Origin of the sequence: Nostoc sp. FACHB-133 (assembly GCF_014698055.1) — a bacterium.
Classification (GTDB): Bacteria; Cyanobacteriota; Cyanobacteriia; order Cyanobacteriales; family Nostocaceae; genus Nostoc.
Genome location: NZ_JACJSH010000016.1, coordinates 113690 through 136673 on the forward strand (window position 1 = coordinate 113690; position 22984 = coordinate 136673).

Annotated in this window: 23 protein-coding genes and 1 pseudogene; 13 read left to right on the forward strand and 11 right to left on the reverse strand. The window is 41.5% G+C overall.

What is annotated here, in order from left to right; translation table 11 throughout:
- Positions 1 to 105: 105 nt before the first annotated feature.
- The gene (locus tag H6G86_RS15195) at positions 106 to 459 is read left to right on the forward strand and encodes a winged helix-turn-helix transcriptional regulator (protein ID WP_190935019.1); all 354 of its coding nucleotides are present in this window, start codon (positions 106 to 108) and stop codon (positions 457 to 459) included.
- 88 nt (positions 460 to 547) lie between these two features.
- Here H6G86_RS15195 and H6G86_RS15200 read toward each other — a convergent pair whose 3' ends face one another.
- The 6 genes and pseudogenes from H6G86_RS15200 to H6G86_RS15225 form a co-directional block, all read right to left on the reverse strand.
- Positions 548 to 1441 carry a DUF3153 domain-containing protein gene (locus H6G86_RS15200; RefSeq protein WP_190935020.1) on the reverse strand — a complete coding sequence of 298 codons (894 nt, stop codon included), beginning with the start codon at positions 1439 to 1441 and terminating at the stop codon, positions 548 to 550.
- Positions 1442 to 1467: 26 nt separating this feature from the next.
- Positions 1468 to 2010: a tetratricopeptide repeat protein gene (locus tag H6G86_RS15205; protein WP_190935021.1), complete on the reverse strand. Its 543-nt coding sequence runs from the start codon at positions 2008 to 2010 to the stop codon at positions 1468 to 1470.
- Positions 2011 to 2286: 276 nt separating this feature from the next.
- Positions 2287 to 3183, reverse strand: a complete 897-nt coding sequence (gene argB, locus H6G86_RS15210) for an acetylglutamate kinase (protein ID WP_190935054.1) — start codon at positions 3181 to 3183, stop codon at positions 2287 to 2289.
- Between the two features lie 223 nt (positions 3184 to 3406).
- A pseudogene (locus tag H6G86_RS15215) lies at positions 3407 to 3631 on the reverse strand (element excision factor XisH family protein); the annotation flags it as partial.
- Between the two features lie 20 nt (positions 3632 to 3651).
- Positions 3652 to 4197 carry a shikimate kinase gene (locus H6G86_RS15220; protein ID WP_190935022.1) on the reverse strand — a complete coding sequence of 182 codons (546 nt, stop codon included), beginning with the start codon at positions 4195 to 4197 and terminating at the stop codon, positions 3652 to 3654.
- Positions 4198 to 4521: 324 nt separating this feature from the next.
- On the reverse strand, positions 4522 to 5544 hold the full coding sequence (locus H6G86_RS15225) for an isopenicillin N synthase family dioxygenase (RefSeq protein WP_190935023.1): 1023 nt from the start codon (positions 5542 to 5544) through the stop codon (positions 4522 to 4524).
- Between the two features lie 281 nt (positions 5545 to 5825).
- On the opposite strand from H6G86_RS15225, the gene H6G86_RS15230 reads away from it, so the two are divergent.
- On the forward strand, positions 5826 to 5969 hold the full coding sequence (locus tag H6G86_RS15230) for a hypothetical protein (RefSeq protein ID WP_190935024.1): 144 nt from the start codon (positions 5826 to 5828) through the stop codon (positions 5967 to 5969).
- A gap of 146 nt (positions 5970 to 6115) precedes the next feature.
- Here H6G86_RS15230 and H6G86_RS15235 read toward each other — a convergent pair whose 3' ends face one another.
- A complete protein-coding gene (locus H6G86_RS15235; RefSeq protein WP_190935025.1) occupies positions 6116 to 7606 on the reverse strand; it encodes a BamA/TamA family outer membrane protein in 1491 nt (496 codons plus the stop codon).
- 422 nt (positions 7607 to 8028) lie between these two features.
- Between H6G86_RS15235 and H6G86_RS15240 the strand changes: the two genes are divergently transcribed.
- From H6G86_RS15240 to H6G86_RS38680, 5 genes are all read left to right on the forward strand, one after another.
- A complete protein-coding gene (locus tag H6G86_RS15240) occupies positions 8029 to 8496 on the forward strand; it encodes a DUF4870 domain-containing protein (protein ID WP_190935026.1) in 468 nt (155 codons plus the stop codon).
- Positions 8497 to 8563: 67 nt separating this feature from the next.
- Positions 8564 to 9478: a beta-1,6-N-acetylglucosaminyltransferase gene (locus tag H6G86_RS15245; protein WP_190935027.1), complete on the forward strand. Its 915-nt coding sequence runs from the start codon at positions 8564 to 8566 to the stop codon at positions 9476 to 9478.
- A gap of 156 nt (positions 9479 to 9634) precedes the next feature.
- On the forward strand, positions 9635 to 10732 hold the full coding sequence (locus H6G86_RS15250) for a Gfo/Idh/MocA family protein (RefSeq protein ID WP_190935028.1): 1098 nt from the start codon (positions 9635 to 9637) through the stop codon (positions 10730 to 10732).
- Between the two features lie 7 nt (positions 10733 to 10739).
- Positions 10740 to 10985: an HNH endonuclease gene (locus H6G86_RS15255; RefSeq protein WP_163930912.1), complete on the forward strand. Its 246-nt coding sequence runs from the start codon at positions 10740 to 10742 to the stop codon at positions 10983 to 10985.
- A 35-nt stretch (positions 10986 to 11020) separates the two neighbouring features.
- On the forward strand, positions 11021 to 11266 hold the full coding sequence (locus H6G86_RS38680) for a hypothetical protein (protein ID WP_242064824.1): 246 nt from the start codon (positions 11021 to 11023) through the stop codon (positions 11264 to 11266).
- A gap of 73 nt (positions 11267 to 11339) precedes the next feature.
- Here the strand turns inward: H6G86_RS38680 and H6G86_RS15260 are convergent, their stop codons facing one another.
- Positions 11340 to 14057, reverse strand: a complete 2718-nt coding sequence (locus tag H6G86_RS15260) for a DUF3536 domain-containing protein (protein WP_190935029.1) — start codon at positions 14055 to 14057, stop codon at positions 11340 to 11342.
- Positions 14058 to 14583: 526 nt separating this feature from the next.
- On the opposite strand from H6G86_RS15260, the gene cax reads away from it, so the two are divergent.
- Both cax and H6G86_RS15270 read left to right on the forward strand, forming a co-directional pair.
- Positions 14584 to 15675, forward strand: a complete 1092-nt coding sequence (cax, locus tag H6G86_RS15265; RefSeq protein WP_190935030.1) for a calcium/proton exchanger — start codon at positions 14584 to 14586, stop codon at positions 15673 to 15675.
- A 292-nt stretch (positions 15676 to 15967) separates the two neighbouring features.
- Complete coding sequence (locus H6G86_RS15270) at positions 15968 to 17107, forward strand: serine/threonine-protein kinase (protein ID WP_190935031.1); 1140 nt, start codon at positions 15968 to 15970, stop codon at positions 17105 to 17107.
- Positions 17108 to 17402: 295 nt separating this feature from the next.
- Here the strand turns inward: H6G86_RS15270 and gnd are convergent, their stop codons facing one another.
- Positions 17403 to 18833 (reverse strand): NADP-dependent phosphogluconate dehydrogenase, encoded by a 1431-nt coding sequence (gnd, locus tag H6G86_RS15275; protein WP_012412521.1) that lies wholly within the window; start codon positions 18831 to 18833, stop codon positions 17403 to 17405.
- A 217-nt stretch (positions 18834 to 19050) separates the two neighbouring features.
- Here gnd and H6G86_RS15280 point away from each other — a divergent pair, with 217 nt between their 5' ends.
- A complete protein-coding gene (locus tag H6G86_RS15280; protein WP_190935032.1) occupies positions 19051 to 19788 on the forward strand; it encodes a Ycf66 family protein in 738 nt (245 codons plus the stop codon).
- Between the two features lie 98 nt (positions 19789 to 19886).
- On the opposite strand, the gene H6G86_RS15285 is transcribed toward H6G86_RS15280, so the two are convergent.
- Positions 19887 to 20105, reverse strand: coding sequence for a hypothetical protein (locus H6G86_RS15285; RefSeq protein WP_190935033.1), 219 nt, complete (start codon positions 20103 to 20105; stop codon positions 19887 to 19889).
- A 79-nt stretch (positions 20106 to 20184) separates the two neighbouring features.
- On the opposite strand from H6G86_RS15285, the gene H6G86_RS15290 reads away from it, so the two are divergent.
- The 3 genes from H6G86_RS15290 to H6G86_RS15300 all read left to right on the forward strand — a co-directional run bounded on the left by H6G86_RS15290 (position 20185) and on the right by H6G86_RS15300 (position 21182).
- Positions 20185 to 20451: a type II toxin-antitoxin system ParD family antitoxin gene (locus H6G86_RS15290; protein ID WP_190935034.1), complete on the forward strand. Its 267-nt coding sequence runs from the start codon at positions 20185 to 20187 to the stop codon at positions 20449 to 20451.
- 79 nt (positions 20452 to 20530) lie between these two features.
- Positions 20531 to 20794 (forward strand): hypothetical protein, encoded by a 264-nt coding sequence (locus H6G86_RS15295; RefSeq protein ID WP_114084262.1) that lies wholly within the window; start codon positions 20531 to 20533, stop codon positions 20792 to 20794.
- Complete coding sequence (locus H6G86_RS15300; RefSeq protein WP_190935035.1) at positions 20775 to 21182, forward strand: type II toxin-antitoxin system VapC family toxin; 408 nt, start codon at positions 20775 to 20777, stop codon at positions 21180 to 21182. The genes H6G86_RS15295 and H6G86_RS15300 overlap by 20 nt, the downstream gene beginning before the upstream one ends.
- Before the next feature lie 215 nt (positions 21183 to 21397).
- On the opposite strand, the gene H6G86_RS15305 is transcribed toward H6G86_RS15300, so the two are convergent.
- Positions 21398 to 22663 (reverse strand): glycoside hydrolase family 10-like protein, encoded by a 1266-nt coding sequence (locus tag H6G86_RS15305; RefSeq protein WP_190935036.1) that lies wholly within the window; start codon positions 22661 to 22663, stop codon positions 21398 to 21400.
- Between the last annotated feature and the right edge of the window lie 321 nt (positions 22664 to 22984).

Below are 22984 nucleotides of genomic sequence, written 5' to 3' on the forward strand. Positions count from 1 at the left end.
TGAGTCTAAATTTCAAAGCATTACATCAGATACTAAAAGTAACTAGTTACTAAAGTAAAGTAGTTACCATAAAGTAACTATTGGAAAAATTTGGCGAATTTATCGATGTCTCTCTCTAAAAATTCTGATGCTTGCCCAATCAGCATTCTGATGTCTTTACTATCAGGCCCTTGGACAATGTATATACTGTGGGTGTTGTGTAATAGTGGGCCTACTCGCTTTGTTGCATTGAAGCACTTAGTCGAGGGCATCTCTACCAAGGTTTTAACAGAAAGACTGAGGATGCTTGAGGCAGCAGAGATTATTTATCGCCAATATGAACCAACTGTTCCACCCCAAGTAACTTACGGTCTGACAGAACGGGGTAAGGAACTCATTGAAATCCTTCATCAACTCAATGTACTTGCTGAACGCTGGTATGGCAGCGAGCAACGGGAACAGGGAATGGGGAATGGGTAATGGGGAATGGGGAATGGGTAATGGGTAATGGGTAATGGGGAATGGGGAATGGGGAATGCCCAATTCCCTCAAAATGATGAATAGTCTACTATTCTTGGGTCGCTGCTGCTTTGGGAAGCAATTGAGTTCTGGGATCTGGCATGAAATTGTATCTTAAGTACAATCCTCCCCAGACAAATAGGATAATTAACAATCCACCAATACCAAGGGGACTAGGAAGCCAGAAAACCGCTTCTATGTGGTTGAGTTGACCAGGCTGGAGTTTCCACACTAGTTGATTGCCATTTTTTTCTGGCTCAATGGCAGTTTCGGCAGTGTCAGTTAATTGAATGTTTTTGGCTCCCCAAGGAGTTTTCAAGCTAAATTCCAAGTCGAGAATTGAACCAGCATTAGCGAGAACATTACCTTTGCTGGCAATTAGAGCAAGCGATCGCAAATCCAAATCATAAATCAACCGATTTCGGACTAAAAGTAAAAAATAATTCTGCTCCAAAAGGACGTTTGATTCAATTTTTGGCAGTTCTGAGTCAGATTTGCTCTGCACAGCCTCAGAAGATTGATTTGTACGGGAATTAAAAAATTCGTTGAACTTCTCTTGCAATTCGCTACCACTACTAAAAGGAATTGTAACGATGATTTCTTCTTGGGAAACTCGCTGCGTTTTACCTTCTAGTTGACGGGCGCGGCGTTCTATGCTGTTCAACCATTCGTATACAGAATCGCCACTAAAGCTGGTTAGCCGCTCTCCCAACTTAATATGCTGTACGAATTCACCACTATTTGAATTATCAAAGTTAAGCCCTACATCGTACTTAACACAGCCAGTCAGTAACAGGGATGTTAACAGCACTAGCCACAATATAGGATTTCGCATCGGAAAGACGCGGTTCATTCGATTTCGACCATTCAGTGTCAATACAAAACTAAATGGTCTAATTAACCACAAAAAAATCTTTCCGAAAATTGAAGAAGTTGAAACCATAAATCTCCCCAAAAGTCAACATAGTATCAGCCAGGGGTTCCTGAAAAATTCAACCAAACCAAGTACGAGATGGTTAAACCAATGGTAATTAGCGCCACCCAGATAAAGCGATTATCTCTGGTATTGACCTGACTGAGGTCAACAAATTCTGGCTCTGTAGGTTTTGGCTTCTGCGGCACAGAAGATTTAGTGGGTTTAGCAGCTACAGAAATTTTGAGTTCATTATCGGGTAGTGTGCCCAAATCGGGAATTTGGGTCATCCATTCACTAGGTCTTTTCAGCTTTGGTGCTTTTAAGATGTAAACCATCTGTCGCGCTTGTTTGCTGATTTCAATATAGGGATGGCGTTTGAGTCTTTCGCAAAGAGCGATCGCCTCATCCGTGCGCCCAGCCGCTTCATAAGCTGTCACCAAAGAAATTTCTACTTCACCCCCAAAGCGAGAATTACGAGCTAACAGGGCGCTGGCCTTTTCTAAATTTTCTACAGCTTCACGGTATCGCCCATTTTCAAAGGCAATTTTCCCCGTCTGGTAGAAGGTTTTAGCAATTTCTAAACTTTCTGCATTCACGTCTTATACAAAAATTAGCACTGTTTTAATTTTGCCAACACCAGCAATCTTTTTGGAATCTTTTCAAAGGCTGACAATCTGAAGTGGATAAATTTCTAAAATTTTAACTAAGTAGCTGCGACTATTTTCTAATTAAAAACTCTGGTATCAAATGCAGGTGAACAAAATATAGAGAGGCAGGGGACAGGGGGCAGCGAGTAGGGAGTAAGGGAGAAGAATTTTCTCCTCTACACCCTGCACCCCGCCCCTCTGCTTCTTTACCATGCCTCATAAGCATCAAAAGGTAAATTGCGAACCCAAAATCATCGTCCCAATCCCAACATCAGTAAAGATTTCTAGTAACAGGGCGTGGGGAATACGACCATCAATTATGTGCGCTGCACGGACTCCTTGAGCAAGCGATCGCACACAACAATTAACTTTGGGAATCATCCCACCAGTAACTATCCCATTGACAATTAACTCGCGGGCTTCGCGGATATCTACTTTCGGAATCAAGGTAGATTGGTCTTTGTAATCTTTTAAAATTCCACTGGTGTCGGTCAGTAAAATTAACTTTTCTGCTCCTAGTGCCGCAGCAATTTCTCCAGCTACAGTATCGGCGTTAATGTTATAAGCTTGCCCTGTCTCGTCTGCGGCGACGCTAGACACTACCGGAATATAGCCATTGCTAGCGAGGGTATCCAAAATCTTGATATTAACATTGCTGACTTCCCCCACAAAACCGATGTCTTCTTGACCTTGAGGACGGGCTGTAAATAGATTACCGTCTTTACCGCAAAGTCCTACAGCCAATCCACCAGCTTGGTTAATTAGCGCGACAATTTCTTTGTTAACTCGACCAACTAAAACCATTTCCACCACATCCATTGTGGCAGCATCAGTGACTCGTAGACCATTCTTAAATTGTGGTTCGATTCCCAGCTTATCTAACCAACTGTTAATTTCAGGGCCACCGCCGTGTACTACAATTGGACGCAAGCCCACGCAAGATAAAAATACAATGTCGCGGATAACTTTGTCTTTGAGTGTGCTATCTTTCATTGCTGCGCCACCATATTTGACAACAACAGTGCGACCGGCAAATTGTTGAATATAAGGTAGTGCTTCGCTTAGTACACGCACACGAGTGGCTTCAGTTTGTCTGATGTATTCAGAATCGTTGTCCGTCATGAGGAGCCGCCGTTGAGAGTTAAAACCTATTCCAGTCAGTGTAGAAGACTTTGTACCTTGTAACAATATCTCATAGCTATGAGAAACTTGTGTTTTGAGAACGTTAGGAATTGCCTCAAGTATTCGCTGAGAGTAAAGCGATCTTCGTTGTTCGAAGAGTGATCGCATTACGCTACACCATAATCTGTATACTGACGTTTGTAAGGAGCTTGCAAACCCAAGACAAAGCAGAGTAAAAATCTGTAATTGCCGAGGGGTTTAAAAAGCTTTTGATTTCAATTGCTATTTTTTCATTTCCTTTTTCTGCGGCAATTATTTTCTCTACGCCTAAATCAATTTGGAAATTGACTTCCCCAAATTTAAATTTTAATGGATCGCTCGTAATCCTCCATTATTCTTTTTGCAAAGCTTTTTTAACTGATTCATGAAAAATATCTTTTGCAGACACAGTTAAATTAATATTCCCTATTAATTAGAAACAGTTTTTTTTAGTACGCCAGGAATTGCCTCAAGTATTCGCTTGGCAATGTCTTCAGGCGTATCTCCCTCTTGCACGGTGATGTGCAAATCGGCTTGAGAGTAAAGTGGTGTTCGTTGTTCGAGGAGCGATCGCAATTTACCCTTAAGGTCAGCATCTTGCAAGAGTGGTCTGGTGGTATCTTCAGCTAAACGGCTGTAAATGAGTTCAACTGGCACATCTAGCCACACTATCAAACCGTGGTGCAAGTAACCCCAGTTTTCTCGTCGTAATACAATGCCCCCACCGGTCGCTATAGTCAATTTTGTAAAAGCACAAACTTGTGAAAGCACGTCACTTTCTATTTGGCGAAACCCTGCTTCACCTTCTTCGGCAAATAACTGATTGATAGATTTATCTGTTGCTTTGGCAATGACACCATCAAGATCCAAAAACCCATAACCCAGATGCTTTGCTAGTAAGGGCCCTACTGTCGTCTTACCAACGCCCATCATGCCAATTAAGTACAGGTTAACTCCTTGTAATAAACTGCCCACCAGTCGCTTCGCTCCAATTATGAGTTGTCACCGTTCGCCTTTGGCATCTCCCCTTGGGAGAAGATTTGAGCCAGATACTGCTTAGATCAAACTTCTCGCTGAGTCACAGTTTCCAATTATAAACCCATTGACTCATACATTTTTGCTTCTCTCAGTATTACCAGCAATTTTGGAGTTTCAATATAGAACGTCAGGTATTGCAAAAAGTAGAAACAGCTAGTTTTAATTCCTAATAGGGATTTTGATGAATTGCAATTGCAATAGCTACCATGTGTGTAAATTGTGGTTGAATCGTCATCAGCAAAGAAGAAATGGCTTAAAACCCTATAATACTGTTCGCCGCAATTCTGGAAAAACCTTAGACACCTTATTCAACACATAATCACCATAAGTTCCGCGAAAATCATGAATGTTAGCGTTATCCCAGCGATCGCCTATATTATCATTCGGTACTATATTATCTAATTCAATCGGCTTCACTTCTACATCGAAATTGGGATCGAAAAAAAAGGGGAACGAAAGGCGAGGATTTTGGGATTGATTTTGTACACGATGAGGTGTAGAACGATAGAAACCTCTCGTCATCTTGTCTAGCATATCGCCGATGTTACAGACAAAGGAACCGGGAACGGGAGGCGCAGCAACCCAACCTGATTTGGATTTAACTTGTAATCCGCCTGAGTCGTCCTGTTTGAGAATGGTTAAAACGCCATAATCAGTATGTTCGCCAACACCCCATATCGGATTACCATCTGACGGTGATAAATTAGGAGGATAGTTAAAGATGCGAAACAACACTAGAGGATCTGAAGTATAACGGTCAGCAAAGTAGGATTCTTCTAATCCCAAACTTAAGGCTATACCAGTCATAAGAGTATGCCCCAAGTTTGTCATCGCCTCAATATATTCAAGCACTGTTTCGCCAAATTGGGGGATGTTGGCGGGGAAGAGGTTTGAACCATGCATAGGAGTACCAGCTTGCACTAGTGGGTGTTCGTCTGGGAGTTCAGCGCCAAAGTAAATACCTTCTTTCAAATCGGGTTTACCGGATGTCAGTTCGCCACCAACGGGGAAATAACCTCGCCATGCAATACCAGCCAAAGCCATACGAATTTTAAGTTTAGTTTCCAAATCCTGGGCGAAAAACTCAGCCGCCAGTTTTTCGAGTCGCTGCTGCAAATTTTCGTCTACACCATGTCCGATAATATAGAAAAACCCGGATTCTCGACACGCTTGCCTAATCTGAGATGCGACGGAATAGACATTTCCTTTTCCAGAAACTAAGGCGCTAATATCAATAATCGGCAGAGATGAAAACTCTTTCTCCACAACTTGTAAGTTTTTCATGTTCAGCTTGGCAATATATATTCTTGGTTCTAGACTATCTACGACTTTTACTTACCATCCAAGTTGATACTTGGCAATTTTATCAAACAGAATTTAGGAGTCAAAATTCAGAATTGATTCTGGCCGCTAAATTCAGGATAGCTAGATTATTCAAGAAAATTAATTGTGAGGATAAAAAATGGATGCAGCAAAATTAACAGAAAGATTTGAAGCGGCATTAGTCTATGCTACTAATTGTCTGCACACGAACCAGACTCATAAGGTAAGCGGTGTTCCGACAAATGGGAGATGTTATTTGGGCTGAATTTAGCAGTGGTAAGGAAAAAACTTTGTGGTTTTACCAATCATTGGTGCAAGTATATCGAGAAACAGGTGCAGATGTGATGACAGAAGAGTTGGAACCAGTTATCAGCCAACTATCCTGAAAAAAGGCGAGAGACGCGATGAATCGCCGTCTCTAAAATAATCAGTCTTTGTAGAGACGGCGATTTATCGCATCTTTTACGATCTAGAATTTCCATCAAAAAACCTTAACCGAGCCGTATTGAGAGCAGTGGTATAGTTTAATTATTTAAAATCGCTGACCTGTAGTAACTTCAAATCTCACTTCTCCTTGGTCGCTAATTCCTAAATCGCCTCGAATTAGCCCAAAGGGTGAGTTTAAGCGCAATCCTAAGCCGTAACCAAAGCCACTTCCAGGTTTGTCTCGTAAGACTCCTGGTTCTCCTAACACGGTTTCGCTAGACCCGAAATCTGAGGCGAAGTCAGTAAAGACAACTCCACCTATTGATTGAAAAATTGGGAACCGATATTCCACGGAAGCTAATCCATAACTCCGACCACTGGCAACTTTACCATAACCGTAACCTCTGACAGAATCTATTCCGCCAATATTAAAAGCATCGGCTGGTGGGAAGTCTCCAATAGTTGTACCAATTTGTAAATTAATAGCCAACATTTCTGGATTGTCGGTTGGTCTACCATTACCTATCCAATTGACTGGGAAATACTGAATATAGTCTCCCCGTAAGCGGTTGCTGGAAATATTCCCCAGTCCAATGGGAATCGCTTGTTCTGTGCTGAAGGTGAGGATTGAGCCTTGAGTCGGATTGTCTCGGCGATCGCGTTGATCTCTGGATACAGCAAATGATACCGTAAATAAGTCATCAATTCCAGTACCGCTCACAGATAGGGGACTCCCTAATCTATCGACCTGGACAACGTTATATTCTCCATCGCGTAGGCTAATTCTGGTATAGTTGAGCGCCACAGATGTATACCATTCATCAAAAGCTCGTAAAAGCGCTACAGAACCACCAAATCTTCCTTCTCGCACTTTGTCACCGTTAGCCAATCTGATATCTTCGTTAAAGGTTCCCGATGTATTGCGATTACGAAAACCTCTAATGCTATAGCCTAAGCGGTTTGGTTCTTCTGAACGATAACGACTAGTGAATTGACCATCAAATTGGACATCTTTAGTGCTGAACTGCAAAACTGTATCTAATTTATCGTTCAAACCGCTAACATTTTCATCTTTATAACCCACCCGACCGTATAGCCCAACGTCATCATTATTACCGCCTCCTAAGATGAGAGAAGGGAAGCTACGCTCTTTGATTACGTAAAGGATATTAACACTAGAAGCATCTTCTTTAGGGTAGACATTGACTTGATTAAATGACTCTAATCTCCTCAATCTTTGCAAGTCTGCTTGAAGTAAATCTTTACTAAATACTTGACCTGGTTTGAGTCTCAGCAAACCAATGACAAAATCTTTCTGAGTTCGCCCTCTGATTGGCAGACCTCTGCTATTAAGAAAACGAATCTGGATATCTTTGACAACTTTTTGGGAAATTTCCAGCGTCTGGCTATCTCCTAAACTAACTCCTATATAATCACCATATTTGGCATACTCTCCCTCTATCTGGATCGTAGCTTCTGGTGTCACAATCCCACTAGCCCCATCTTGAGTAGATGGTTGCGAGTCTGCAAGGGCCTCTAGATTTTTACCACCCACTAACATTACTGCGATCACAACTACAGTTATTTGAACTCGCATATTGAAAATCCGTTAGTGTTATTAAGTTTACAGCATAGAGCGGATCTCTTGTGCGTAAGTTCTATATTAACCTTGCTATTGAGTATCCCAAAATCTGGTTGCTTGTTTCCCCAGTACTCAGTATAAACTGTCAGACTGTTTTCAAATTGCGATGACCTCCGATCGGTCGGTTACGCCATCGCTCAATGCCAAAAGAGGGTACACTCTCAATACGGTTCAGTTAAAGAGAAAAGGTTTTGAATACATCCTTTACTCCTTACCCGCAACCTCATCTCCCAGCCTACAAGGAAAGTAAAAAATGCTTATCCAAACCGTATTGGGCACAGTCAGGGAAATACTCAGGTTTTAAGCTCATTTTTGGCTTTTTTGTAGATAATTAGAGTTGGTAATTATCTGGTAAATCCACCTACACATAAAAAGCCATGAGACAAAAACCTAAACAGCAAATGCGTATATGGGCGGTGTTGTGTCATTTCTCGGCTTTGTTAGGATGGATGTTATTGTTTTTTTTAGTATTTATTGGCATTCCTTTATATTTACCTTTAAATCTTTTAGCTCCCCTGATCATTTGGCACTTTAAAAAATCACAATATCCTTGGATTGATTTCCAAGGAAAAGAATCTTTAAATTTTCAATTTTCTTTAACATTATATACGTTGATTGTCATAGCAATATCCTTAGTCTTTTTGTTAACTAGCTTTGTCCTGGTGATGATTAACAATGGTTCATCCAAGGAAATAAAAAATATTTTAGACGGCTTATTAATTGTACTGATGTCATTGATTTTGTTCAAATTCATACTACAATCTTTTGTAGTGGCTTTTGCATCTGTAAAAGCTTACAAGGGTGAGTATTATCGTTACCCTTTTACAATTAGAGTTTTACGATGACAATAATTGAACCTCTTTTGACTAAAATCTAGAATTTTCCACAAATACTAACCTTTGTAATTTAAAAATGCACGATACTTCCAAAAATACAATAGGTTTTATTTTACTAAGTCATAGAAAGCCACTACAACTTTACAGATTAATAAGTAAGCTAAACAGCCTATTTGATTATCCTCGAATTGTATGCCATCATGATTTTTCAAAATGTGATTTATCTATAGAAAACCTGACAAAAAATATTTTATTACTACGCCCTCATATAGAGACAGAGTGGGCAGGATTTTCTTTAGTAGAAGCCACGGTAAAGGCACTTAGACTGATGTACGAAACTCCAGATTCACCAGATTGGTTTGTATTACTCAGTGAATCAGATTATCCAATTAAAACTGCAAAGCAAATATTAGATGATTTAGCATCAAGTCCATACGATGCTTATATTCGCCATGAACAAATTAAATATGAGACTTATAAATATGATATAAGACCAAGCATTTTATGGCAGAAAAATTCTTATGAACGATATTGTACGAAATCGTTTTCTTTCCATTATTCAAAAAAACACAGCGCTCAAGTAAATTTAGAAATCCGTTTAGAACATCCGCTATTAACAAAATATTTCCTTCCTTTTTCAAAGAAACTTCTTTGCTTCAGTGGAAGTCAATGGTTTTGTGCAAACCGTAAAACTGCTGAATATATTATCGATTTCCACAGCAAGAAAAATGCTTTAACTTTGCACTATAGTAAACTTAGGTATGCAGATGAGTCGTATTTTCAAACTATACTTGCTAATGCATCTCATCTCAAGCTAAAAAACGACAATTGGCGTTATATTGATTGGTCAGGTGGAAGTGCCACTCATCCAAAGACATTGCTTATGGAAGATATACCTAATCTGATAACATCATCTGCTCACTTTGCTCGGAAATTTGATATTGACATAGATAGTAATATTCTTGATGAACTTGATATAATTACGTTTTAGTACCGAATATAAAATTTTTATAGAAAACATTTATTTGTAGAGAGACTGCCGAGAAAATCAGAAAATTTATTGGTTCATATAAGTAACTTTTTTTTATCAGTCTGGATTGTTTAAAATTTTCTATAAAAATTATACAAGTATGGGAGTAAATATGATATGGTCAAAATTGCGATCGCAGGCACTGGATTTGGTCAAAAAGTCCACATCCCTGGATTCCAAGCACATCCTCAAACTGAGGTAGTTGCTGTCTATCATCGAGATATAAATAAAGCCAAAGCCATAGCAGAATCCCATAATATACCTCACGCCTCTGATTCTCTGGCTGATATTGTGGCATTACCAGAAGTGCAAGCAGTTAGTATCTCTACGCCGCCATTTTTGCACTATGAAATGGCAAAAACTGTACTGCAAGCTGGGAAACATTTATTACTAGAAAAGCCGACAACCTTAAATGCAGTCGAAGCTAAAGAACTTTATCAGTTAGCGAAAGCAAAAAATTTGATTGCGACTGTAGATTTTGAATTTCGCTTTGTACCAGCATGGCAGTTATTTGCTGAATTACTATCAGAAAATTATGTGGGTGAGTTGCGCCTAATTAAAATTGATTGGTTAGGTTCTTCTCGTGCTGATACTTCACGCCCTTGGAATTGGTATTCTGACAAAGACAAAGGAGGCGGTGCATTAGGATCTTTAGGTTCCCACGCCTTCGATTACATTCACTGGTTATTCGGGCCAGTCCGTAGATTAAACGCCTATTTGAGTACTGCGATTCCTACAAGAGTTGACCCTGTGAGTGGGGAATCTAAGCCAGTGAATACAGATGACAACTGTATATTAACCTTGGAATTAGCAAATGGTACACCTTGCCAACTTTCTATCAGCGCAGTTGTTCATGCAGCAAGAACTCATTGGATAGAAGTATATGGCGATCGCGGTACATTAATTGTAGGCAGTGAAAATCAAAAAGATTATATACACGGCTTTCGTGTTTGGGGTTCCCAGGTAGGTAAACCGCTAACGGAAATAGAAATACCGAATCGGTTAATTTTTCCGAAAAATTATGCTGATGGCCGCATTTCGGCATTTATCCGCGTAGTAGACCAATGGGTAAAAGGAATTGAACGCAATCAGGAAATTACACCATCGCTGCGAGAAGGAATTTATTCTCAGTTGTTGATGGATTTATCCCATGAGTCTCATACAAAAGCAAGTTGGGTAGATGTACCTAGCTTGGAAGGATTTCTTAGCAACTAGAGAGAAAATGAGCAAAACTCCCCGGATTCGTATCCCCCCAGAAGTCAAGAAATATGTTTTTGAACGTGACAAATATCAATGCCAAAGCTGCGGTAAAACTACTACAGAAACTCACCTCAGCATTGACCATATCATTCCCCTTGCCCGTGGTGGTCAAAATGATATCAGCAATTTACAAACTCTCTGTCTTACCTGCAATCAGCAGAAAACAGATAATATTGACCCCCGCTTCCGGCGATATTTTCAGCATTAGGCTAAAATGGTGTGGGCTATTCGTTTCTAATTTCTATGCCTCAAAACCACAATAGCAATTACCGAAGATTCCCCCATATTAAAACTACAATTCTTTACCTCTTCACCTTTATGACTGTTTTAGTAATAGCCTTTCCCTGGCTATATGAGGTTAAAACTAAAGCTGGGATAAATATATCACAGAGTCGCCATGCAGGAACCTTTTTTGAGAAACATACATTTGGACTCTTCAGGTGTGAGTGGCTTTATCCCTACCATTGCGATCGCTCCCAGGCTAAGTAAAGAAAATTAAAAAGAGAAGGGGAAAATTTTCCCCTTCTCTACTGTGTGAGATTTTTACCGTGCGTCCCTATATTTATCCCAACTGATTGGAGATCGCACTAACATCAACGGCTAACTTCTTGCCCAACTTGAGCAACTGAAGACACTGATTATCTCCTTCATTCCCAACGCTAGTAATACACACCGGCGCTATTTGACTGTGTAGACAACTAAAGTATAGTTCCTGCGATCGCTGTAGGGAAACATCAATATTTAGTTGATCCCCGACATCAATCAACCGCTCCAATAGTTGGATATCTGCATTAAAACTACCATTGGCATCGTGCAACAATTGCCAGAGCGATCGCGCAATTAACTGTTCTAACATCTGCTTACCATCGGGAATATTCAGCCGACAACGCAGATGTTTTGCTTCAGTTGCGATCGCTTCCAATTCTAAGATGTGACTCCAACTCTTTTGGGAATCAGCGATATCTTGCTCAAGCGATCGCAATGTCATTAGACAGCGATGCCCTAAAGCAATATCTGCTGCAACCTGCAATTCTTGTGGTACTGCTATTTCATCTCGATGAAACGCCATCAGCACCCCATAATTATCACGGTAGGCTTGGGTATACAACTGTCCTAAGCGTGTCAGTGTTTCCTGACTAAGCAGCCGCATAATCCGGTGGCGTTCTTCAGCAAATAGATTTTGTAAGCTGAAAGCTTCTTCGCCAAATAGCTGTGTCATTGCCAAGATAGTATGAGCCGCACTAGCTTGTTTTAGTGCCCCAAACAGCTTTTCTTTTAATTGGCTATAGTCACGCCGCCCGGTAAATTGTTGAATGCAGCAGTGGAAATCCCAGCCTCCCAAATGCAGAACCGCAAATACCAAATGCTCACTTTCCCAAGTAATTTCTGATACCAGCTTTAAATTTCCTACAGCCAGAGTTAGCGATCCCATCCGTTGCAGTTGGTAATCTAGCTCATTGGCAGCATAGCAATAAACTTTTTTGTGGTAACGCTGAGATTGTTTGTCAGCAACATCTTTTCTAGGCAAAGAATTGTGCGTCTGTGCTGGTTTCTGATTGGTAAATAGGGAAGTAATGGCGTAATGGGATGCTACTTGCTTAAAGCCAAGTTGGGCAGTTAACACGAGTTGTCGATAAATTTCTGCACCGTGTTTGAATTCATCGACATTACTGGGGGCTAAACCAAGACGTTTGACAAAGCCTTTTTCTAACTGTACGCCAGCCACTTCCCCTGCCAATTCCAAAGCACGGGCGGCGTAGCGCAGAATTTGCGTCCCCTCTGGACGGGAAATTTCTTCAAAAAACCAACCGCAACTAGTGAACATCAACAAAGCGTGACGCTGCATTTCTAACAGGCGCAAAGCGTCTACTTGTTCGGCTGCTGTTAGTTTGTGGGTTTGATGACGGGCTAAGAAACGGTTGACATTGGTAGCAGAGCGATCGCGCATTACTTGGATATATTCATCCCGTGTTTGCCAGGGATCGCGAAATAACTGCCTACCATGTTCTACATACACCTCAGTTAGCTGATCCCGCAGCCAATTTAGGGCATCCCGCAAGGGACGACGCCATTTCTGATGCCAAACTGAGCCTTCACCACCGCAACCACAGTCATCTTCCCATCTGCCGACACCGTGGGCGCAACTCCAGGCTGTGACTGACTTTAATTCCACTTCCCAACCGGGAGAATTTAAGCTCAGGTAATGGGCGAAGTTCGTTACTGTCCAACCTTGTTGAGGAAACTCTTTAGTAAAGGCATAGGCTAAAGTTTTTTCTGTTCCCTTCTTGTGATGTCCAAAGGTTTCCCCATCCGTCGCCACAGATATTAACTGTGCCAGACGATGATCCCCACGGACTGCGGAACCGATACGTCCGGCAAAGTGACTGGAGTTATAAACTACATCACTAAAACCCATGTCCCGCGATATCGGGCCATCGTAGAAGAAGATATCAATGTAGGGTAATTCTTCTCTACTACTCTCTTTAGGGCTAGTAGCGATCGCACTCAGAGGTGAAGATGAAGTGTCGAGTGTGGGCTGTAAATAACAACGATAGGGACGGGTAGAATCAATCTGACTACCGCCGACTTCGATCCATTCCGGATGAGGATGATCTGGAGTGGGGAGGGGACGGCAACGCAGGGCTTGAGACGGTGCAAGGATAATGAAGCGAATACCCTCAGCAACAAGAGCTTCTAGGGTGGCGTAGTCTACAGCAGTTTCTGCTAGCCACATCCCTTCGGGATCGCGTCCAAAGCGGGAGCGGAAGTCTTCTTTACCCCAGCGAATTTGGGTATATTTGTCGCGCTCATTCGCCAGAGGCATGATGATGTGATTGTATACTTGCGCGATCGCATTACCGTGACCATGTAAGCGTTGGCTACTCTTAGCATCCGCCTCTAAAATCCGCTGATAAACTTCCACATCGTAGCGTTCTAGCCACGACATCAGCGTCGGCCCGATATTAAAACTAAAATACTCGTAATTATTGACGATCCCCACCACTTCACCTTGGTCATTTAAGACTCTGGCAAAGGCGTTTGGGCGATAGCATTCCCAATGAATCCGCTCATTCCAGTCATGGAAAGGTGCAGCGCTCGGTTGGCGTTCAATTGCGTCCAGATAAGGGTTTTCCCTCGGTGGCTGGTAAAAATGACCATGCACCGTCACATAAACACCATTAGCCTTTCTCAGGGGATCGGTTTCGTGAGCGTTTTTGGGATCTGAATGTAATGTTAACGTTGAGCCAGAGCTAGCTGGCATTTCAGCAGCAGAAGTCATGTATATTTATCCAAAACAAAAAACTTGCAGTTGCACCGAAAACATTGTGCGTAAACCTTTCTACAATGGTTTTCACACAAAATCCGGTATAAACAACAACTATGGAATCCAACCAAATTTTTGACAAAGCGGTTTTATTGTAGTGGGAAATCTGCGTTATCGCACAGCCCTTTCCCTGAAGGCTCAAAGTAATTAGCCATTGAAGAAGGCCTCAGTTAGGGGTTTTCTCGTTAGCAGCGCCAATCAAAATTTTAATTGTCTTTTAATATATTAAACCCCATTGTTGGTGTAATATTTTGGCTCAAATTCATAGTTTTGCAACAAAAGATTACAAAAACTCTTTAAATCGCAATCTTATTTTACATACGCTGTAGTGAACTGAAAACAGTACAATTTCTGAATTGGTCTACAGGTGGTTGAGAGTATCCTATGGGAGTGATGAGTGAAAGTAATTTTTAATTCAACACTCCAAATTTAAAATTTAGGATTGCTAGCTGTGAATGATACCTTCAACCCAAAACAACAAATGTCAACCAAAAACATTATTCTTTTCGTTTTATTACTGTTTATCCCAGTTTCTGTAGCAGCCCACTTTCTAGAGTGGGGAGAATTAATAGTTTTCATTACAGCTGGATTAGCAATTCTGCCCTTAGCGGCTTGGATGGGTACAGCCACAGAAGAAATTGCCGTCGTAGTGGGGCCATCATTGGGGGGCTTGTTAAATGCTACCTTTGGCAATGCAACAGAACTAATTATCGCCCTAGTAGCGCTGAATGCTGGGTTAATAGATGTCGTTAAAGCCAGTATCACGGGATCGATTATCAGCAACTTACTACTGGTAATGGGTTTTTCCATGCTTTTGGGAGGACTCCGCTACAAAGAACAAACATTTCAGCCAATTGTGGCGCGGGTGAATGCTGCTTCAATGAATTTGGCAGTGATTGCCATTTTGATGCCAACGGCGATGAATTATACCTCTCAAGGAATTAACGAACAAACACTGCAAAATCTTTCTATTGCTGTTGCTGTAGTATTAATTCTGGTTTATGCTCTAACGCTGCTATTTTCAATGAAAACCCACTCCTATTTATATGACGTGGGTGTAGCGGAGATAGAAGAAGAGGAAGCCCCTCATGCTAAACCAAATATGATGTTGTGGGTTAGCGTACTATTAGTATGTACTTTACTAGTGGCACTTGAGTCAGAAATGTTGGTCGATTCTCTAGAAGTGGCCACATCTCAGCTAGGTTTAACAGCGCTGTTTACAGGGGTAATTTTGGTTCCCATCGTCGGTAACGCAGCTGAACACGCCACAGCAGTCACCGTGGCGATGAAAGATAAGATGGATCTTTCCCTTTCGGTAGCTGTGGGATCGAGTATGCAGATTGCCCTATTTGTCGCGCCCGTGTTGGTAATAGCAGGGCGGATATTGGGTAAACCAATGGATTTAGATTTCAAACCTTTTGAATTAGTAGCTGTGGTTGTGTCAGTGTTGATTGCAAACAGCATTAGTTCTGATGGTAAATCCAATTGGCTCGAAGGCACTTTGTTATTAGCTGCTTATACAGTATTGGGATTCGCCTTCTACTTCCATCCAGTTATGGAAAGTATGGGGTAGTTTAGCAGTACCGCAGCTACGCCCGTCGTAGACATCGCTCATAGTTTAACCCAACGCGATCGCTCTTGATTATGAGTAGGACTTACGCAAGAGTTACGGAATAACTAACCACAGAGGCGCAGAGGACACGGAGGAATAAGAGTTTGAGAAATATTTTGCGTAAGTCCTAATGAGTAATTACTTGCTCTTTAGAGCAGGGAGCGTCAAAACCTGATACTGGATAATTGGCGAATCTAAACCCGCTTTTACCTGGGACAGGAGAAAATAAAGACATATAAGAGCGATCGCCTGTATGAGCTACTGCCTTAATCCCCATTGTCCCAAGCCCGAAAATCCTCATGATGTCAAGTTTTGCAGGACTTGCGGTTCTAAGTTACTCCTCAAAGAACGTTACCGTGCTATCAAACCAATCGGACAAGGTGGTTTTGGCAGAACCTTCTTAGCTGTGGATGAAGATAAACCCTCAAAACCACGCTGTGTAATTAAGCAATTTTATCCCCAATCCCAAGGCACTAACACTCTTGCAAAAGCTGTAGAGTTATTTAACCAAGAAGCGGTGCAGTTAGATGAATTGGGTAAACATCCCCAAATTCCCGAACTCTTGGCATATTTTACCCAAGAAGACCGCCAGTATCTTGTACAAGAATTTATTGACGGGCGCAACTTAGCCCAGGAATTGGCACATAGGGGTGCTTTCAATGAAACGCAAATCCAGCAACTATTAAATGATTTATTGTCAGTTTTACAATTTTGTCATGCTAGACACGTAATTCACCGTGATATTAAGCCAGAAAATATTATTTTACGTGGCGGTGATAGCAAACTAGTTTTAGTAGATTTTGGTGCTGCAAAATCTACCACTGGCGCTGCCTTAAATCAAACTGGTACAAGTATTGGTAGTCCAGAATATGTAGCACCTGAGCAAATGAGAGGTAGGGCTGTTTTTGCCAGCGATATTTACAGCTTGGGTGCTACCTGTATTAATTTATTAACCCAGCGATCGCCTTTCGATTCATACGATACCAACAACGATACTTGGGTTTGGCAGAAATACTTAAAAAATCCTGTTAGTAATCAGTTGAGTCGCATTCTCAACAAAATGCTAGAAAGTATTCCCGTTCGGCGTTATCAAACAGTAGATGAAGTTCTTAAAGACTTAAATCAACATTCGCAAGTAGCAGGCACACCAGCCATAAAGCCAAAGCCTATCCCTCAATCACCACCGAATTCTCCACCCGCTTTTGTATCGCCATCTCCTAGTCAAATCGATCTAGAATTAGAACAAATGAAAACCCAGTTTTTGGGTGGCAACAAACCTCAAGCAAATAAAATACAAACACCAAACCCAACGCCTCAGACTACTAGTACAAACGAAATAGATCAAGAATTAGAAGAATTAAAAGCCAAATATCTTGGTAAGAATAACCCCTAAATCAATAAACAGTAGAGAATTGCTATTATCCTCCTCTCTCAATACTTCTCGCTTTGTGCATTTTTAATTCGGAATCGGATTTTGGGTAAAGGGAAAAGGGTAAGGGTTAAAGGTTTTTTCTTTCCCCTTCCCCTTTTCTCCTTAACCAAGAAGTATTGCCTCCTCTCTTCCTCTGCGTTCTCTGCGCCTCTGCGGTTCTATAAAAAAAGTGGCTCTGAAACTCAGAGCCACTACTAAATCTGTATTTTGAAACTGACTAACCTTTCACAATATTCTGATACAGATGTGCAAAAGCTTACTTACCAGCTTCAGCAATAGGTACCCATTCAGTATGGAAACTTCCTGGCTTATCAAGACGCAGGTAGGTATGTGCGCCAAAGTAGTCGCGTTGTGCTTGAGTTAGATTTTGAGGCAAGCGATCGCGGCGATAGCTGTCAAAATAATCCAAGGAGGCGCTAAATGCGGGTACTGGAATTCCTACTGTTGCGGCTGTCGCAATCACTTCCCGCCAAGCAGTTTGTCTGTCAAGAATTGTCTGCTTAAATTCGGGAGCTAACAGCAAGTTAGGCAAAGCTGGATTTTCGCTAAAAGCCTTCTTAATCTTATTCAAAAAGCGAGCGCGAATAATACAACCACCTTTCCAAATCCGCGCCATTTCGCCCAGATCCAAATTCCAGTTATATGTTTTTGAAGCTGTGGATAGCAATGCCATCCCTTGAGCATAAGAACAGATTTTTGAGCAATAGAGAGCATCACGTACTTTATTGATAAAGTCTTTAGTTTGCCCGTCATACTTGCCACTGGGGCCTGTGAGGACTTTAGATGCTGCAACCCGCTCATCTTTAATCGAAGATATAATCCGGGCATTAACTGCTGCTGTAATTGTAGGAATAGCAACTCCCAATTCCAACGCAGTTTGTACAGTCCAGCGTCCAGTTCCCTTTTGACCTGCTGCATCAACAATCAAATCCACCAGGGGTTTATTTGTTTCTGGGTCAATATATGGGAAGATATTCTTCGTAATCTCAATCAAAAATGAATCGAGTTCATCGGTGGTGTTCCATTCAGCAAACACATCATGTAGCTGACTGGGGTTTAATCCAGCGACATTTTTCAGCAAGTCGTAGGCTTCAGCAATTAGCTGCATATCGCCATACTCAATGCCATTGTGTACCATTTTGACATAGTGGCCAGAACCACCAGGGCCTATGTAGGTTACACAAGGGCCATCATCGACTTGGGCAGCAATTTTGTTGAAAATTGGTGATAGAAACTCGTAAGAGCTTGTTGTACCTCCAGGCATCAGAGATGGGCCATTTAGTGCCCCTTCTTCACCGCCACTGACACCCATACCAAGATACCGAAGCCCTGCGGGTTCTAATTCCTGAGTGCGTCGTTCCGTATCTTCAAACCAAGAGTTGCCACCGTCGATAATGATATCGCCTTCCTCTAACAAGGGTTTGAGTTGAGCAATCACCGCATCCACTGGCTTACCAGCTTGCACCATTACTAGAATTTTGCGGGGACGTTCCAATAAGGCAACGAATTCTTCTAAGGTAAAGGCGGCTTTGACGTTCCGTCCTGTAGCACGCTGCGCCATAAACGCATCCGTTTTTTCTCGGGAGCGGTTGTAAACTGCAATTGGGAAGCCATTGCGCTCTACGTTTAGAGCGATGTTCTCACCCATAACGGCTAATCCAATCACACCAAAGCTTTGTAGTGTCATAAAAAATTTCTGGCTAACTCTCTTGCAGATCCTTTTACTTTAAGGGTAGTCCGATATTTTCCGTTCTCTCCTAAAGAAGACCTTAAGAGTTGAATAAAGGGCAAAAATCCACAACTAACACGGCTAATTAATTTTAAATTGTATCTAAATCAACAATTGACTGGCAAAATTTGCAAAATTGAAATAGTCAAAGGACGCAGTAAGGAGTAACCAAATAATGCTGGCATTTGTCCTAGCTTTGGTGGTCGGTATTGGTAGTTTAGCCATTTACATAGCAGCTTTCTTTTTTCCAGAAATCCATCGCAAGAATGACTTTATCTGGAGTGGTGTAGGACTATTCTATGCTTTAGTCTTATGGGTGTTTGCACCACGCATTACTGGAGGTTTGTTGCTGGGTCATGTGGCTAGTGTGGCTCTTTTGGTCTGGTTTGGCTGGCAAACTCTATCATTACGTCGCCAACTGACCCCCCAGGCACAACAAACGCAAGTACCCAGTCCTGAGACGGTGAAAGCTGGAATTCAGGAACAGGTAAATAAATTGTCCCTTCAAGAACGGCTGGGCCAGTTGCAAAAAGGTCTGGGTAGCACCTTCAGTGGCGCGAAAGATAAAGTGCAACAGACTGTGAGTAAAAAGACACCCACAACCCCCAAACCAGAAGACATTACCTCTGTACTATCAGAGAAACCTGCTGTTGAAATTATCGACAAAACTATTGTCATACCAGAACAACCAGCAGAGGAGACAGTTACTATCGACACGGAAGCAAAAACCGAGACTGTACCGGAAGCGATTCCACCACATCCCCCATCTCCTGATTTGGTGGAAGCAGCGCAGCCAGATTTTGAAATTGAGGATAAGCAACCGATTCCCGTAGAAGAAATTGCGCCGGATGCGGTACTCGCTCCCCCAGCAGAAGCACCACCGGAAGAAATACCGCCTAATCAACTAGGTTGAATGCAGTGAAACCCAGCGTTAACCTAATATAATGTTGGGTTTCACTATTTCCATCAGCGAGTTCTGGTTTTACCTCAGTAAATGCGAATATAACTTTATCAACCATGTGTTGCCGCTTTTTCTTCTACTAATGCCTTCGCTAAAACAGCAGCAGCTTCAAAAGAATCATATAAGCCAAGACTTGTTATTTTGTCCTGAGCATCGAATGGGACTAAACTTGATTCCTTTAATAATTCGGTTGCCAATAAATTCATTAGTAAGAGTTTATCAGTGTGGGATAATTCTTTAACTAACGGTATGAGTTCGGTAAGAACCATAAGTTAAGGCTTTAATGAATTTAGATAGATTTTAGAGCATAGTTTAGGGAAGGCTCTTAGCTAACTAGGAATAACAATTATGAACATCCAACTTAAGGTGGAATACGAGCAATTTATACAAACCAGAATTGCTACAGGTAGATATAAAAATGCTGAAGATGTTATTGCTAAAGCATTGAAACTGCTGGAAGAATGGGAGAAAGGTTATCAGGAATGGGAAGAAGAAACCCAGAAAAAAATAGCTGTTGGGCTTGCTTCTATCGAACGTAGAGACGTAATAGATAGTGAAGTGGTGATGGCGCGACTGTCTGAAAAATTACGCAAAGCGCGTGAGACTCAAGGATAATGGAATATTTTATTGCTAAAGAAGCAAGCCTCTTTCTTATATTAGAATTAAAGATTGGAAAATCAGGAGAGATTAGGTAATGCACGATTCTGAATGGAGAGTTAAAGTCTTAAAAGAAGTGCAGCAAATCCCAGATGCTAAGTTAGCACAACTCTATGAGATGATTCACGGATTTCGACTAAGCTCAGAAACTAACAATCATAATGCTGCTGCTATCATGCAGTTCGCAGGTTGCTGGAACGATATGTCAGATGAAGCATACGGCGAATTTTCAGACGAGATTGCTATCCGTCGTCAGCAAGCATTTTCTCAAAGACAAAACCGTGAAACCAGCATTGATTGATACTGATATTTTGTCCTTGTTCTTCCGAGGTAATACTAATGTAGTAACTCAGTTTCAGAATTACTTGATAACCTATCGTAAAATCAACATTAGTATTATCACTTATTACGAAATTCTCAGTGGGTTAAAGCACCGTGATGCCCAAAAGCAACTCGCTTTGTTTTTGGAGTTTGTCGCCCAAAATACTGTCTTACCCCTTACTGAACAATCAGTCACCTTATCCGCAGATATCTACGCAAACTTGCGCCTTGAAGGGATTCCCATCGATGATATTGACTTGCTCATTGCTGGAGTTGCGATCGCCAATAATCTAGTTATGATCACTCATAATCAGCGTCATTTCGGTAGAGTTGAAGCACTAGAGTTACAAGATTGGAGTCAAACTTGACGTGCTTTGATTGCGATAAAAATTACTCTATCGATTTTATGCAGCGATCGCAGTACCATCAGAATGGATAGAAGCACACATCTAAAGTGGTTATAACAAGATTCCCGACTTTTAAAATAAGTCGGGAATCTGAGCCTTTGCAACAGGCAAGGCACTACCATTAGACGAAAAAACCTTAATTTCTAGTCCATTAACGTAATCTTCAATAGACAAAGTTATTCAATTCTGGCGCGGAGTGCAGGAGATGGAAAGAGACTTCCAAATCCAACTTGCCGCTCGTTTAAGGGTTCTAGAGCATCGTTCCAAAGACTTTCGTAATAAAAGAAAGTTACGCCTAGACCGCGTTCTTGAGCAGCCCGCACTTGAGACTTAATTTGCTGCATAGGAACTGGATTATTTCGTAACCCAGTCATAATACCAATTCCAGTTGGAATTATTTTTTGGGCTTCTTGAATTTCTGAGCGAGAAATATTAGCCACAAAACTTTGCAGATTCGGACGATAAACTTGCACAATTAACTCGTCCACAATATTTTGCCGTATCCAACTCAGCCAGTCTTGCAGGTGAAACTTGTAAGCAAAATCATAGTAATTAGGAGAAACAGAGAAAATCGCCTGGGGTTTTCTCTGCTTCACGGCTTGGTTAAGTTGTACCATGAACGCCGTAATTTTATCTGCCCGCCACTTTACCCATGCCGCATCTTGGGAATTCTTTGGAGGAGCATTCTTGGTTTCTTTGGTGTACAAAGCAACTGTATATTTGTCATAGCCAAATTCGTGAGGCAAACTCATGTGATCGTCAAACTGAATACCATCAGCATCATATTGAGTGACAGTTTCCAGCACTAGATTGGTGATGAACCTTTGCACTTGTGGATGGAACGGATTGAGCCACATAACCTCACCAGCCGCACTGATAGAAGTTTGGCTACCATCACGCTTTTGTGTGAACCAATCAGGATAATTTAGTGCTAGTTCTGACGTTGAGGGAGCCATGAAACCAAATTCAAACCAGGGAATCACTAGCAATCCTTTACGATGGGCTTGGTTAATTAAGTCGGCAAGAATATCATGTCCATCTGAACCTTTATAGATAAAAGGTTGAATACCTGCACGTTGTGCGATCGCACTGGGATACATCACATAACCAGAATTCCACACTACAGGATAAATTGTGTTAAAGTTCAGCCGTCGTAATTGACTTACCGCATCCTGGACTTTGGAACGATCCTTGAGAGTGTCAAAATCATTGGTGGTCATCCAAACCCCGCGAATTTCTTGACGGGGTATCTGTGCGATGGCAGGAGTAAAACTATCTACCAGTAATACCGTAATAAAGGATATTAAAATGAGAATCGGAAAAAGATACTTAAGTAGTCGCCGCCAACTTTGAATAATAAAAGGTGATTTCATAAATTGGAATGATGCATTAGCTACCCACACACGCCATTGCTCGCTTTTACGATTAAATTTACTAACCATTAGTCTACAAGTATTTATGCTTAGTACAGGATTGATGAGTTGGTAGTTGTTCGTCCCCTGCTTATGGAACTTTTGCACCAGAAAAACTAAAGCAGACAATATTAAGATAGTTGACGCAGCTAGTAAGCATTTGTGCCCAATAGATATTGGTATGAGGAATAGGGAATGGGGAATGGGGAATGGGAAATGGGGAATGGGGAGGGCAAGAATTTCTTCGTTAGCTTCCCCTGCCTCCCCTGCCCCCTTCCCCCTGATCTTCACACTCCCCACACCCCACCTGTGTCACAATAGAGAACTGTAATAAGAAAAATATTGTTAAGG

Coding starts and splice junctions, on each gene's coding strand:
- argB (WP_190935054.1), bottom strand. CDS start 3,183: ATGACGGACAACGATTCTGAATACATCAGACAAACTGAAGCCACTCGT.
- H6G86_RS15235 (WP_190935025.1), bottom strand. CDS start 7,606: ATGCGAGTTCAAATAACTGTAGTTGTGATCGCAGTAATGTTAGTGGGT.
- H6G86_RS15200 (WP_190935020.1), bottom strand. CDS start 1,441: ATGGTTTCAACTTCTTCAATTTTCGGAAAGATTTTTTTGTGGTTAATT.
- H6G86_RS15195 (WP_190935019.1), top strand. CDS start 106: ATGTCTCTCTCTAAAAATTCTGATGCTTGCCCAATCAGCATTCTGATG.
- H6G86_RS15245 (WP_190935027.1), top strand. CDS start 8,564: ATGCACGATACTTCCAAAAATACAATAGGTTTTATTTTACTAAGTCAT.
- H6G86_RS38680 (WP_242064824.1), top strand. CDS start 11,021: ATGCCTCAAAACCACAATAGCAATTACCGAAGATTCCCCCATATTAAA.
- H6G86_RS15290 (WP_190935034.1), top strand. CDS start 20,185: ATGAACATCCAACTTAAGGTGGAATACGAGCAATTTATACAAACCAGA.
- H6G86_RS15255 (WP_163930912.1), top strand. CDS start 10,740: ATGAGCAAAACTCCCCGGATTCGTATCCCCCCAGAAGTCAAGAAATAT.
- gnd (WP_012412521.1), bottom strand. CDS start 18,833: ATGACACTACAAAGCTTTGGTGTGATTGGATTAGCCGTTATGGGTGAG.
- H6G86_RS15260 (WP_190935029.1), bottom strand. CDS start 14,057: ATGACTTCTGCTGCTGAAATGCCAGCTAGCTCTGGCTCAACGTTAACA.
- H6G86_RS15270 (WP_190935031.1), top strand. CDS start 15,968: ATGAGCTACTGCCTTAATCCCCATTGTCCCAAGCCCGAAAATCCTCAT.
- H6G86_RS15280 (WP_190935032.1), top strand. CDS start 19,051: ATGCTGGCATTTGTCCTAGCTTTGGTGGTCGGTATTGGTAGTTTAGCC.
- H6G86_RS15225 (WP_190935023.1), bottom strand. CDS start 5,544: ATGAAAAACTTACAAGTTGTGGAGAAAGAGTTTTCATCTCTGCCGATT.
- H6G86_RS15285 (WP_190935033.1), bottom strand. CDS start 20,105: ATGGTTCTTACCGAACTCATACCGTTAGTTAAAGAATTATCCCACACT.
- H6G86_RS15295 (WP_114084262.1), top strand. CDS start 20,531: ATGCACGATTCTGAATGGAGAGTTAAAGTCTTAAAAGAAGTGCAGCAA.
- H6G86_RS15305 (WP_190935036.1), bottom strand. CDS start 22,663: ATGGTTAGTAAATTTAATCGTAAAAGCGAGCAATGGCGTGTGTGGGTA.
- H6G86_RS15240 (WP_190935026.1), top strand. CDS start 8,029: ATGAGACAAAAACCTAAACAGCAAATGCGTATATGGGCGGTGTTGTGT.
- H6G86_RS15250 (WP_190935028.1), top strand. CDS start 9,635: ATGGTCAAAATTGCGATCGCAGGCACTGGATTTGGTCAAAAAGTCCAC.
- H6G86_RS15230 (WP_190935024.1), top strand. CDS start 5,826: ATGGGAGATGTTATTTGGGCTGAATTTAGCAGTGGTAAGGAAAAAACT.
- cax (WP_190935030.1), top strand. CDS start 14,584: ATGTCAACCAAAAACATTATTCTTTTCGTTTTATTACTGTTTATCCCA.